The organism is Haemophilus sp. UMB1048, from assembly GCF_030218125.1.
Taxonomy (GTDB): domain Bacteria; phylum Pseudomonadota; class Gammaproteobacteria; order Enterobacterales; family Pasteurellaceae; genus Haemophilus_D.
Genome location: NZ_JASOPB010000002.1, coordinates 34383 through 46985, shown reverse-complemented (window position 1 = coordinate 46985; position 12603 = coordinate 34383). Strand labels below are relative to the sequence as shown.

Annotated in this window: 13 protein-coding genes; 1 reads left to right on the top strand and 12 read right to left on the bottom strand. The window is 39.4% G+C overall.

What is annotated here, in order from left to right; genetic code table 11:
• Positions 1 to 70: 70 nt before the first annotated feature.
• The 3 genes from modC to modA form a co-directional block, all read right to left on the bottom strand.
• The gene (gene modC, locus QP437_RS02020) at positions 71 to 1126 is read right to left on the bottom strand and encodes a molybdenum ABC transporter ATP-binding protein ModC (RefSeq protein ID WP_285266768.1); all 1056 of its coding nucleotides are present in this window, start codon (positions 1124 to 1126) and stop codon (positions 71 to 73) included.
• Positions 1113 to 1829, bottom strand: a complete 717-nt coding sequence (modB, locus tag QP437_RS02015; protein ID WP_285266767.1) for a molybdate ABC transporter permease subunit — start codon at positions 1827 to 1829, stop codon at positions 1113 to 1115. Before modB ends, modC begins: the two co-directional genes overlap by 14 nt.
• A gap of 94 nt (positions 1830 to 1923) precedes the next feature.
• Positions 1924 to 2688 (bottom strand): molybdate ABC transporter substrate-binding protein, encoded by a 765-nt coding sequence (modA, locus tag QP437_RS02010; RefSeq protein ID WP_285266921.1) that lies wholly within the window; start codon positions 2686 to 2688, stop codon positions 1924 to 1926.
• Positions 2689 to 2822: 134 nt separating this feature from the next.
• Here modA and QP437_RS02005 point away from each other — a divergent pair, with 134 nt between their 5' ends.
• A complete protein-coding gene (locus QP437_RS02005) occupies positions 2823 to 3590 on the top strand; it encodes a TOBE domain-containing protein (RefSeq protein ID WP_285266920.1) in 768 nt (255 codons plus the stop codon).
• Between the two features lie 51 nt (positions 3591 to 3641).
• Here QP437_RS02005 and yfbR read toward each other — a convergent pair whose 3' ends face one another.
• From yfbR to QP437_RS01960, 9 genes are all read right to left on the bottom strand, one after another.
• Positions 3642 to 4238 (bottom strand): 5'-deoxynucleotidase, encoded by a 597-nt coding sequence (yfbR, locus tag QP437_RS02000; protein ID WP_041918286.1) that lies wholly within the window; start codon positions 4236 to 4238, stop codon positions 3642 to 3644.
• 6 nt (positions 4239 to 4244) lie between these two features.
• Positions 4245 to 5267: an outer membrane-stress sensor serine endopeptidase DegS gene (degS, locus tag QP437_RS01995; RefSeq protein WP_285266766.1), complete on the bottom strand. Its 1023-nt coding sequence runs from the start codon at positions 5265 to 5267 to the stop codon at positions 4245 to 4247.
• Between the two features lie 3 nt (positions 5268 to 5270).
• Positions 5271 to 6401 (bottom strand): bifunctional diaminohydroxyphosphoribosylaminopyrimidine deaminase/5-amino-6-(5-phosphoribosylamino)uracil reductase RibD, encoded by a 1131-nt coding sequence (gene ribD / locus QP437_RS01990; protein ID WP_285266765.1) that lies wholly within the window; start codon positions 6399 to 6401, stop codon positions 5271 to 5273.
• Between the two features lies 1 nt (position 6402).
• Entirely contained in the window at positions 6403 to 6852 is a 450-nt protein-coding gene (gene nrdR, locus QP437_RS01985; protein WP_005695670.1) for a transcriptional regulator NrdR, read from the bottom strand.
• A gap of 77 nt (positions 6853 to 6929) precedes the next feature.
• Entirely contained in the window at positions 6930 to 10289 is a 3360-nt protein-coding gene (gene recC / locus QP437_RS01980) for an exodeoxyribonuclease V subunit gamma (protein WP_285266764.1), read from the bottom strand.
• Between the two features lie 37 nt (positions 10290 to 10326).
• A complete protein-coding gene (locus QP437_RS01975) occupies positions 10327 to 10593 on the bottom strand; it encodes a DUF5374 domain-containing protein (protein ID WP_285266763.1) in 267 nt (88 codons plus the stop codon).
• Positions 10594 to 10606: 13 nt separating this feature from the next.
• Positions 10607 to 11287, bottom strand: coding sequence for a DUF2572 family protein (locus QP437_RS01970; RefSeq protein WP_285266762.1), 681 nt, complete (start codon positions 11285 to 11287; stop codon positions 10607 to 10609).
• Between the two features lie 2 nt (positions 11288 to 11289).
• Complete coding sequence (locus tag QP437_RS01965) at positions 11290 to 12006, bottom strand: type II secretion system protein J (protein ID WP_285266761.1); 717 nt, start codon at positions 12004 to 12006, stop codon at positions 11290 to 11292.
• On the bottom strand, positions 12003 to 12521 hold the full coding sequence (locus QP437_RS01960) for a prepilin-type cleavage/methylation domain-containing protein (RefSeq protein ID WP_285266760.1): 519 nt from the start codon (positions 12519 to 12521) through the stop codon (positions 12003 to 12005). Before QP437_RS01960 ends, QP437_RS01965 begins: the two co-directional genes overlap by 4 nt.
• Positions 12522 to 12603: the final 82 nt, after the last annotated feature.

Here is a 12603-nt window from a genome sequence, read left to right as displayed (position 1 = left end):
CGCATTATTTTAAATATTAAATATAAATTTATTCAAGTAAAAAATGTAAATATACTTCAAGAACTCTTCTCTATATCACCGAAATAGCTTTTATTTGTACATAAACATCCATTCCTTGAGCAAAATGCAATTCATTAAACGCCCATTTACTGATACTTGCCCAAACTTTATGTCCTTCCACCAACACCGCAATGTCAATGCGATTCTCTTTTGGAACGATTTGTACAATTTGCCCTCGTAAGATATTACGAATACTCGTTTGCTCTGGCTTACTGAGTGTAAGTGACACATCGGAACTATAAATACAGACACGCACTTTTTCATTCGCTTGATGATGTACTTCGTTAATCCAAAGCTGTTGTTCGCCCAAAGAAAGTGCGGTCATTTTATAGGTTGGATTATGTAAATATACTGGCAACGCCAACACACTACTCTGCTCCGATTCGCCTTTCCAAGGGGCAAATAACGGACTGTTCCACACATTTTCTAAGGTGTCATAGGCTTTCACTTTGCCATTTTCCATCAGCACAACACGATCGGCCAAACGCAATAATTCATCTAAACTGTGCGTCACATATAAAATCGGCACATTAATTTCCTTGGATAGACTTTCCAGATATTGCATAAGCTCACGTTTGCGAGGCACATCTAAAGCTGAAAGCGGTTCATCCATTAACAAAATATCAGGATCTATTAATAAGGCTCGCCCAATCGCCACACGTTGTTTTTCGCCACCCGATAAAGTAAGTGGATAGCGTTTGAGTAACGGTTCAATACCAAGTAGCTGAACAATATAGTCAAAGTCTTCACGGCTGACATGCTTCATGCCATAACGTAAATTGCCTTTGACGTTGTAATGCGGAAATAAACGGGCATCTTGGAATACATAGCCAATTTTGCGCTGATGCACGGGGAGATTCTCACCGTTCTCCACGTCCACCAAAGTGCGGTCATTTAAACGAATAAATCCTTGATCGGGATGAGTTAAACCACTCACCAAATTAATCAATGAGGTTTTACCCGAACCTGACAAACCAAAAATAGCCGTCACACCTTGAGTTGGCAGTTGCAGATCCGCACGTAAGGTCAAGCGACCTAATTGTTGTTGTACATTAATGTGTAGCATCGCCCTGCCCCAATTTTTTCTGCATCCGTTTGCTCAATGCTTCGGAAAGCAATAAAGAAATTAATGAAAGGATCACCGCAAACAAGCAAAGGCGTGCAGTTTGTGCTTCTGCGCCTGGTGTTTGGATAAACGAATACATTGCTAAAGGAATGGTTTGAGTTTCCCCCGCAATATTAGATACGAAGGTAATGGTTGCGCCAAATTCCCCTAAAGAACGTGCGAAACCTAATACTAAACCCGCCAATACGCCAGGTAAAGAAAGAGGCAACGTGATTGTAAAAAAGACTCGCCAAGGCGAAGCGCCAAGCGTTTGTGCAGCTTGCTCTAACTTAAAATCGATGCTTTCTAAGGAAAGACGAATTGCCCGCACAACCAACGGAAATGCCACCACCGCTGAAGCTAATACCGCCCCCTTCCAACTAAAGCCGAAGGATAAGCCAAACCATTGATATAAATACTTGCCAATAAAGCCATTACGCCCCATGGCGACTAATAATAAATAACCGATTACCACTGGCGGTAACACCAAAGGCAGATGAATAATTCCTGTAATCATCGATTTACCGTAAAATTCCTTACGAGCCAGTAACCAAGCAATAAAAATTGCGAAGGGCAAACTCCAAAGCATAGAACTCAATGCGACACTCATGCTTAAGTGAATCGCATCCCATTCCATCGGGCTTAATTGAAACCAAGAGAGCAAAATATTTCCTTGTGTATATATCGATATGACGAAATTTCTTTAGAGATAACAAAAAGGACAGTTGCCTGTCCTTTCTTTATAAAGTCTGAGCTCATTATTTCACAGAGAAACCATATTCAACAAATATTTTTTTCGCTGCGCTCGATTCTAAGTAATTAAGGAAATCACGGGTATCCGCGTTGTCATGATCTTTTAAAATCGCAACGGGATATTCAACTGGTTTATAACTGTCTTTCGGGAATATGCCGACTGTTTTCACTGAGCTACTCACTTTCGCATCGGTGCTATACACAATACCATAAGGGGCTTCAGCGCGTTCAACTAAGGCTAATGCACCACGCACGTCTTTCGCACGCGCTAATTTATCTTTAACTTGATCCCATAAATTTAATTTGGTTAATGATTCTTCTGCATATTGTCCTGCAGGAACATGTGCAGGATCACCTACAGATAAATAGCTGTCTTTTAAACCTTTGATCCATTCACCTTTTACAATATCTACTGAATTAGCGGCACTTTTAGCTGGTGCAATTAACACTAATTCGTTGCCAGCTATAACCTTTTCAGTCTCTTTAACAGTAAGATTCTTATCAGATAAATATTTCATCCATTTGTTGCTTGCTGAAATAAATAAGTCTGCAGGTGCACCTTCTTCAACTTGTTTTGCAAGGGTGGAAGAAGAAGCAAAAGAGAAAACAACGGTATTATTTGGCTTTTCAGTTTGATATTGATCCGCAATTTGTTTTAACGCATCAGTCATTGAAGCTGCAGCAAACACAGTCACTTTTGCTGATGCAGCAAAAGATACCCCCATACCCGCAATTAAAAGTGCGGTTGCAAATTTAGTTAATTTCATTATTTATCTCCTATATAAATGAAACTATATATAAAAAAATATACTGCGTATAAATTATAACTTGAATTTTTAAATAAGCATACAGAAAAACTTAAAGATCAAGTAAAATAAACAGAATTGTGTATTAGGAGGAGATGATGAAACAAACTGAAATTTTACTGACGATCAAACTTCATCAAGAATTATTTATTGATCCAAAACGTGTTCGCCTCTTAAAAGAAATTAAAGAATGTGGCTCAATCAACCAAGCAGCCAAAAACGCAAAAGTAAGCTATAAAAGTGCTTGGGATCACCTTGAGGCGATGAATAAAATCAGCCCCAAACCGCTTTTAGAACGTAATATCGGTGGAAAAAATGGAGGGGGGACTTCATTAACTACTTACGCAGAACGTTTGCTCCAGCTTTATGATTTGCTCGAACAAACACAAGAGCACGCGTTCCATATTCTGCAAGATGAGACGATCCCGCTAAACAGCCTACTTTCAGCAACGGCAAAATTCTCCTTACAAAGTAGCGCACGCAATCAATTTTTTGGTAAGGTGGCAAGCCAACATATCGTGGACTCCCGCTGCATTGTTGCAGTAAATATTCAGGATTTAGCTCACCCATTACACGTTTCGATCACAATGCGCAGTGCTGAGCGTCTCAGACTCATTACTGAAAAAGAAGTGATGGTCATGTTTAAAGCCCCTTGGGTGAAAATTAGTGCCACTACATTAGAAGAAAAAAATAACCTCTTCCAAGCGACTATTCTTTCAATGGAAAACGAAGAAGCCATTGTGCAATTAAAGGACAGCTCAATTGAATTTTGCGCCAGCATTCATAGCAAAGATGGTTGGAAAGTGGGACAAGATGTGTGGTTACACGTGGATCCAGAACAGATTATTTTGGCAACATTGAAATAATCCTAGAAACGAAAAGTGCGGTCAAAATTAACCGCACTTTTTTATTTTCGCTTATAACGCAATCTCATCAATCGAGCGCCCAAAACTTGGCAAAAAGACTTGTAAAAAATAATCCATTTCTTGGCTGTGCCATTGTTCCATTAAATTTTCTAAGCGTTTCTTCGCTGTTTTAAATTCATGGTTACCGTGCTCTAATTCAAATTGAGCTTTAATATACGCACAAATCAAATCCGCTTGTTTTACTATATGCTTTTCTTCTGGACTAAATTGCTCACTATCTAAATATGGTGCAAAACTCTCTTGCAATTCAGTCGGGAGCAAACTAATTAAATGTAATTCAGCTGCCGCTTCAATATCTTTATAAGCATGCGTTATTTCAGAGTTGAAATACTTAATTGGGGTCGGCAAATCACCAGTAAAAATTTCAGAAGTATCATGATACATCGCCATCACTGCAATACGCTCAGGATTCACTTCCCCACCAAAAAATTGATTTTTAATAATGGCTAAGGCTTGTGCCACAAAGGCAACTTGCAGACTATGCTCCGCCAAGTTTTCCTTTTCAATATTGCGCATCAATGACCAACGCTGAATTAAGCGAAGACGATCTAAACAGGCAAAAAAGTGACTGGTTTTAACTTCCACAATATATCCTTAGTTAGATGGCAACTCTTCAATAATCACGGGAAGATCAATTATTTTACCTAAACGCGAAATTGTGATGATGACTTCTGTATTCGGTTTAGTATCACTAATAATTTGCATCATTTCACGGATAGAGAGGTTATCTTGTTTATTTAAACGTAAAATCACATCCCCCACTTGGATGCCTGCTTTCGCTGCAGGGCTATTGGCGGTCACGCCTGTAATCACGATACCACCGTTTGAGTTAGCGGTGATTTCACTTTGTACCCCAAAATAACCACGAATCACGCGTCCATCGCGAATAATTTTATACAACACATCATTGGCAATACTGATTGGAATCGCAAAATTCAGACCTTCTGCAATTTCATTGGCTGTTTTACCAATACTTAACGTGCTGATCCCGACTAATTCGCCTGCTGAGTTAATCAACGCGCCACCAGAGTTACCGCGGTTAATCGACGCATCTGTTTGAATAAAGTTTTGACGACCTAAAGAATCCCCTACGGCACTACGCCCTACCGCACTGATAATCCCTTGGGAAACACTTTGACCGAGGTTATACGGGTTACCAATAGCCAAAGCTATATCCCCAACTCGTACTTGGCGTTCTTTATTTTGTGGAATGGTAGAAAGATTGGTTGCTTTGATTTTTAATACCGCAAGATCCGTCAAATTATCCGAACCGATTAAATTCGCTTCATAAATATTGCCGTTTTGCAGTGCGACTACAATTTGATCGGCATTTTGGATAACGTGTTTATTGGTGAGAATATAACCGTCTTTGGTCATAATCACGCCAGAACCTAAGTTATTTACCTGTAATTGATCGCTATCATTAATGCTGGCAGAAGAAAAAGATCGGTTGTACACGTTAACCACAGCAGGCGAAGCAATTCTCACAGCACTATTAAACGAAACGATATCATCCGCAGAGAAAAGGCTGCTGTTATTGAGCTTAGGAACGGCAAATAAAATAACGCCTGCCGCAGCAAGCCCCCAAAGGGCGGAGTGGAAAAGTTTTTTAAACATTTTTTATTCTTTTATTAATAAGTTAGGTAAATAACTGAGCTTTAAATCATCCCCAATTCTTTCACATTCTTGCAATTGCCACAATGGGGCATCCGCAAGTTTTTCCAAATGTGGGAGTTTGCATAATCCTCGAGCGTTATCTCCCAAGAGTTTCGGGGCGACATAAATGATTAATTCATCTACAGCATGTTGTTCAATCAAGCTACCCGCTAAATTGGCGCCGGCTTCAACCCAAACAGAATTCACTTGTCTCTTGCCTAATTCTGTCATCAATAGATCAAAATCATAGTTTTCTGGCAGTAACATTTGCTCACAGAAATCAGGGAATACAGACATATCTCGTGGAATTGAACCCACAAGCCAAACTGGCGAATGGGTATGGAATAATTGATGGTTTGGTTGAACTCGATTTTTAGAATCTAAGATTATGCGAATAGGCTGACGTACAGTATCTTCAGCATATTCCGCTTTTAGATCATCGGGAAATTGATTCCAACGCACGTTCAAGCTTGGATCATCGGCTAACACGGTAGCACTTGTTGATAAAAGTGCGGTCGCTTTGGCTCGCATTTTTTGTACATCTGCACGAGCTGCTTCACCCGTGATCCACTTGCTTTCACCGCTTGCCATGGCTGTTCTGCCATCTAAACTCATGGCTAATTTTAGCTGCACATAAGGCTTGCCAGCTCGCATACGTTTGAGAAAACCTTTATTTAAAGCTTCTGCTTGTTCATTCAATAAATTGACCGCACTTGGTATGCCTGCATCGGCTAACATTTTTAAGCCCTTGCCTGCCACTTGAGGATTAGGATCTGCCATGGCTGCGACAACTCGACTGATACCAGCTTCAATTAAACCTAATGCACAAGGCGGTGTGCGTCCATAATGAGAACAAGGTTCAAGTGTCACATAAGCAGTTGCGCCTTTCGCTTTCTCACCGGCATCTGCCAATGCCATTCGTTCTGCATGAGGCTGACCGGCTTTAAAATGAAACCCTTTCCCGACAATTTCACCGTTTTTAACTAACACACATCCTACGGATGGATTAGGCGTAGTGGTGTACTGCCCTTTTGCCGCAAGCTCAAGAGCGAGTTGCATAAATTTCACATCATCAGGGGAAAAGGTATCACTCATATTAATCCTTTAAGCTTTCAATTTCTTTGGTGAATTCATTAATATTATCAAAGCTCAAATAAACGGACGCAAAACGGATATACGCCACTTTATCTAATTCTTTCAGCTCATTCATGGCTAATTTACCTACGAGATGACTTGGCACTTCACGCTCACCCGTCGCACGTAATTGGATAATAATATGGCTGATGGCTTTTTCCACATCATCCGAACTTACAGGGCGTTTTTCTAACGCATGTTGAATACCGCTACGCAATTTATCTTCATTAAACGGCTCGCGTGACCCATCATTTTTAATAATTTTTGGCACCACTAATTCGGCCGTTTCAAAGGTGGTAAAGCGTTCATGACAATTCCCGCATTCCCGACGACGACGCACTTGATACCCATCAGAAACCAAACGGCTGTCAATCACCTTAGTTTCTTCAGTTGAACAAAACGGACAACGCATTTTAGATCCTTTTCAAAATTATTCTTAAGCCAGTATCTTATCAAAAATCCAGGATCTTTTCGATCTGAAGATCCGCTTTAAGACAACATTTCTCCAAACCAAGAGGTGGTTTGTTTCACCAACTGCAAGAGACCATCCTGCGATTTAAATTGTTCTGTTTGACCCAACACCCTAGCCCAATAAGGATCAGCTTTTCTATAACCATAGTTATCATCTTTCGCAAGGGATTCAATATTCGTCAAAACATTGTCAAAATTGACTGCACTTTCATCTTTTTCAATAAACTTCGCGATATTTTCCGTTGGAATGAGCTGAATTTGTTGCTGGCTTTGTAAATAAGCCTCGACATACATTTTCAGTTTCTCAAGTGCGGTTGATTTTTCTATTGTTTTTAATGTTAAATCCTTATCTTTAGCAATAATGCGTGGTGGCAGTGCGTTCTCTTTTGTCGCAAGCTGAATAAGATAATAAAGCCATGGGCGAATACGATAACGATCTTTATATTTTGCAAATCGCCATTCGATTATCTGATTTTCATCACCAAATAATGGCTCCATATAGCCAAACAAGCGAATGTTGCCTTGTGCCGTTTCCACCACAAAATCAACACTCTCACTATGTGGTGAAGAATAATCCTTAATTTTCTCTTTAAAAGCCAATACATCAGCACGAATATCTTGTTCACAAACCTCCGCAAACTCGCCGCGTGGCATGATGCCTTTCACTCGCTGTTTGGCAAAATAATCGTTAAATTGCGCTTCCTCTAAATGCAATAACTCATTATTAATGCGATAACGATCCAAGCCATTTAATGTGAAGTTTTCACTTTCTTCAATGCGATCGTCTTCATCTCGGAAATACACACCAAGCTGCTTTTCAAAAAAGAATTTCACTGGATTTTCAACAAAACTCACAAAACGATCGAGTTCAATTTCCGTTATTAGTTCTTGATTTTCGCCCATCGGCACAACAAATTCATGACATTTTCTTTCTTGGAATTGGGCAATTGGTAGCCATTTTTTCGCAAAAGAGCGGTTAATTTTCCCTTCATTTTGGAAATTACTTGGACTAAACGCCGTCATTGGATGTTGTTCAATCCTTAAACCATTTTCTGAATAATGATTAATATAATCAATTAACTGACTCACCAATACTGAAGGTTCTTTAGGTTGATTATCAATAATTGAAGAGCCCACATAACTCACATAAAAATGGGATCTTGCGGCCAGTAAGGCTTCAAGGAATAAGTAACGATCATCATCTCGACGAACACGATCGCCTTTTTGATGATGATATTGCATTAAGTCAAAACTATTTGGTGTATGACTGCGTGGGTAATCCGCCTCATTCATCCCAAGCAAACACACCACTTTGAAAGGAATGGAACGCATTGGTAAAAGTGTGCAGAAATTCACTTTCCCCGCTAAGAAACGAAGGCTGTTTGGTGTTTCTTCTAAACGTGCAGACATCACTTCCGCAATCACATCCGCTTGCAAGGTTTCTTCAAAATTGACGGACTGCAAATCATCGGCAAAGGCATTGATACAATCTTGAATATAAAATAAGGTATCTGCAGTTTCTTCATTTTGCACAAAGAAATCCGTCAAAAGTGCGGTCAATTTTTCACGCCATTTTTCAATGCTGTGTGCCTTTTGCAAATCTTGATGCCATTTATTTAAGGCCGTAAAAAATTGATTCACCGCACCGACTAACTGTCCTTTCAATCCATAGCTACTATCAAGTCCAAGACTGTCTTGCCAAACGCCTTGTTCTTCACGCATCGCATAGCCTAAAGTCATACGTTCAAGCCCCGCCTGCCACGCGTTAAAATTCAGTGTATTCTGCAATTTTTCTAAACCAAAGCGAATACCCGACTCTTTCACCCATTCGCGAATTTGTTCGAGATCTGCAAGCGCAATATTAAAACGTTCACGAATAGCGGGAATATCCAATAAAGCCAGTACTTCTTCCGCGCCAAACTGACTTTCTCTTAAATTTAACAGGGAAAGATAGCTCGACACGATCACATCACTTTCAGACAATTTACTGTCAGAAATTGAGAACGGAATAACGGGTGCATCCGCACTATTCGCACCAAAGACCGCCTGAATATAAGGCGTATATTGGTTAACATCGGCCACCATGACCACCACATCTTTTGGTGTAATCTGTTCTTCTTTTGGCTTATGCTGATTTTGATTGAATAAATCCAATAAATAATCATGCAGCACTTCAACTTCTCGCATCGCGCTATGGCAAGATTTCACAATCAAAGAGCGGTCATTTTTCGCTACATTTAATGCACCATGGCTTAACGTCAAAATTTGATTTTGAATCTGTCCTAACAACGTTTTTTCGGGAAGTTCTGCATAGTAATCACGGGAAATGGCTTGAATATTCTCCTCATCTCGTACTAATTGATAGAGAAAATCCCGCCCCATTTTTCCCCAAGAGGCTAAAAGCGGATTCCCGCTGAACAATTCTTCTTGTTGATTGGTGTAATCAAGGTCGGCGGGTTCCCATGACACTTGCTCGGCTGAAATTAAAGGCTTCACATCATCACTTTCTTGCACGAAACGCTGTCTTTCTAATAAATAGGATTTACTCAGATCTCGCAAGTCGCCCCAATATTCTTGACATGGATTGTTGAAGAATAAATGTACATCTGTTTTAGCTGAAATACCTTGGAAAATATTGAGATAAACCGTTGGCAATGCTGGAATACCAAAAATAAAAATACGTTCTGGTAAGTTGAGTGTCGCATTGGGATCACGACATAATGCTAAAAATTGTTGATTGAGTGCAGCACGATGTTTTGCTTTTCCACCGAAATCACGTTGGACATCATCCACTAAGGCTCGCCATAAAATTCCCTGCCAGTGAATATTGCCTTTAATTTGAGAAAGAAAGGTAGGATTTAACGCCGAAAGCCCCTGCTTTTGCTGATTAATTTGAGCCAAGATCTTTTCATCGTTATTTTCTTCCCATGCGGCAATCCATTCGGGACGATAGACGAGATATTGGTCAAATAAATCGGCAACTTTTAGGCTTAATTGATAAAGTTTTTGCTGTTCTGATGCTGGCGAGGACGCTAAATATTTTTTTAACGGTTCAAATTCTTTTTGCTGTAAAAAGGTTGGGATTAATCGCATTAATCGCCATAACGTTGAATCTTTTTCAAAAGGGTTTTGCGTGGAAACATTCGGCAAATTATCGGCGTAAAGTTTCCAAATAAAACTGGAAGGCATGGGGAATTGGAAATTCGCTGCAACACCGCGTTTTTTAGCAATTTCCATTTGCAACCATTGTGCCATACCCGGACTTTGCACCAACACAATGTCAGATTGAAACGGATCATGTTGCGGTAAATTTTCCAACAGCGAAACTAAAATATCCTTTTGAATTTCTGGTTGGTTTGAATAATAAGTAACGAACAAAATAACGCCCTTTTGAAAGCAAAAACAATGCGTTATTTTACTCGGTTTTCAATAAAAATTCACCTTGAGGATAGCGTATATTCACCTGATGATGACTGCATTGAATTGCAAATTGAATGCCATTTTGTTCTACGCTATTTTCACAAGACAAGCCTAAAAACTGACGTTGAGCCTGATTTTCAGCAATTTGAATCGCCTGAAATTCTTGAAAAACGCTGACCGCACTTTTCCGTTGCTCAGTCGTCCATCGGTTAAAGATCAAAAATAACCCGCTGAAAATCGATAAGGCTAATAAAAGTGACATTAACGACATGCCTTTATTCACTTTGCTCTTGCGCACTTAAATCACTCCAACTTTTATCCACCAAATGCCATTGGCTATATTCTTGTACGAGTTTTGTCACCACGGCTTTACCGTAAGCCACCGTCACGTCTCCCTCCAACTTAAGTGAGCCTCCAGTAATCACAGCACCACTAATACGCCCTCTGCCGGTTAAACTTAAATCTCCTTCTGCTAGCAGAATACCACTCACATTCCCTTTAATTTCTAATTGGCTTTGCGTTATCCAATACACTTGTGGTGTTTTTTGAGCAGTTAAAGTCGTATCGACTTTCACAAAGTGCGGTTGAAAATCAGCTTGTTTTTCGCTGGAAATAAAATCTCGCAGCATATTTTCATTAATACCTTTTGTGGGCGATTTCTTAAATAACTCTGCACGTTTACACCAAACAGAATAGGCGACTTTATCCTCTGCCCCTGAAGACTCGAAAAAGACTTGTTTTACTTTTTCAGCACCATTTAAAGGCAAGTTTTGGCAAATGTTCGTTTGTTGTTGCTGACTGATTTTCTGTAAAGGAAGACTCTGTTCTACATAATATTTTCGCTGACTCATTTGAGATCGAAAAAACGCAAAGATCTGTTCATCAAATAATAAGATCAATGCCAATAATCCCGAAAGTAAAATCAGTGCCGTCAGTGTCACAATCCCTTTTTTCATGATCACTCTTCTTGATTTAATAAAGGCACCACAAGCGAAGTTTCATATTGAATATGCTTATGTGTTGCAAGATTTCCCGCGAGTTTGATTTCAATCCCTTTCCCTGCCTTTAACCAATCAAAGCGTAATTGAGAAATCTCAAACTCTTTTTCATCCAATAAATCTGTCCATCCACCACCGGCGTTACAAGTAGATTGCGTTAAAGCACGCTGACACTCTGCTGAACGGCAATCCGCATTTACCGCATTTTTATAAGTTTGTTTAGTTTCGATCATTTTGCCGTTAAGTTTGTAACCAAATAGCTCTTTTTCGATATTTTTTGCCACATTTTTAACGCCATTTACGCAAGTGTTTTTTGTGTATTTTTCACCAATACAACCATTACTATTCAAATCATAAAAAAATAATACACAGCTATTTGATGGAGCATTGTCTGCTTGAGCAATAGTTATTGCTGTGCCCTTTTCGTCTAATTCGAATAAAGCCAGATTATCTTCAATGAGTTTTTGGTTTGCGGCTCGAAAGCCTACGCGACGCAGATCTTTCCCGATGAGTTGAATTGTTCGTTGTAATTCCGCTTGTAATTTGAGTTGTAACATTAAACGCTGATTTTGCTGTTGAGTTTGGGCATAAAACTGTGCAACCAATAACAATAATAAAGCGGATAAGCCAAGTGAAATCAACAAACTCACCAATGTTTCGCCTTTTAATGATTTCATCTTGTACACGCACTCGCCGCTTGATCAGACTTTAATTTAATACTGCCCACATTGAAAAAAGAGAACAATGTACGATGTTCTTCAGCCTGTAACATAAAACAATTTGTTTCCATGGTATTTCTGGCCCCATTAAATTTCACTGCCACTTCTGACGGATATAATTTAGGGCCTAGCAGCATCGTTTTTCCTTCAAAATAAGGATAGTAAAAATGCGCATAAAGGTTTTTAGGGCAATTCTGGGGCTGAAAACAATCACAAAAATGATCACTTTTTACTTGAGCTGTAATACACCAACGTTGATTTGCCCTATCTTGATTGGCCAAAATAAACCAAATCGCCGATGAGATTTCTGCCCTCGCTTGAATATTACGTAAGAAAAAATAAAGCCGTTGTTGCTCTTTTTCGAGAAAATATTTGGGATCATTTTTCTGCCATTTAGGCAATGCAAACGCTAACGTTAAGCTTAAAATAAATAATGCAATCAAGGTTTCTAATAAGGTTATCCCTCTATACATAAAATGCCTTCTTTTTTGACCGCACTTTAAAAGTCCTTTAGAAGAAAGCCAAATTGGCTGCTTTATTTTTGCGATACTGATC

Coding starts and splice junctions, on each gene's coding strand:
- nrdR (WP_005695670.1), bottom strand. CDS start 6,852: ATGCGTTGTCCGTTTTGTTCAACTGAAGAAACTAAGGTGATTGACAGC.
- QP437_RS01975 (WP_285266763.1), bottom strand. CDS start 10,593: ATGTCACTTTTATTAGCCTTATCGATTTTCAGCGGGTTATTTTTGATC.
- modC (WP_285266768.1), bottom strand. CDS start 1,126: ATGCTACACATTAATGTACAACAACAATTAGGTCGCTTGACCTTACGT.
- QP437_RS01965 (WP_285266761.1), bottom strand. CDS start 12,006: ATGAAATCATTAAAAGGCGAAACATTGGTGAGTTTGTTGATTTCACTT.
- degS (WP_285266766.1), bottom strand. CDS start 5,267: ATGTTTAAAAAACTTTTCCACTCCGCCCTTTGGGGGCTTGCTGCGGCA.
- ribD (WP_285266765.1), bottom strand. CDS start 6,401: ATGAGTGATACCTTTTCCCCTGATGATGTGAAATTTATGCAACTCGCT.
- QP437_RS01960 (WP_285266760.1), bottom strand. CDS start 12,521: ATGTATAGAGGGATAACCTTATTAGAAACCTTGATTGCATTATTTATT.
- QP437_RS01970 (WP_285266762.1), bottom strand. CDS start 11,287: ATGAAAAAAGGGATTGTGACACTGACGGCACTGATTTTACTTTCGGGA.
- QP437_RS02005 (WP_285266920.1), top strand. CDS start 2,823: ATGAAACAAACTGAAATTTTACTGACGATCAAACTTCATCAAGAATTA.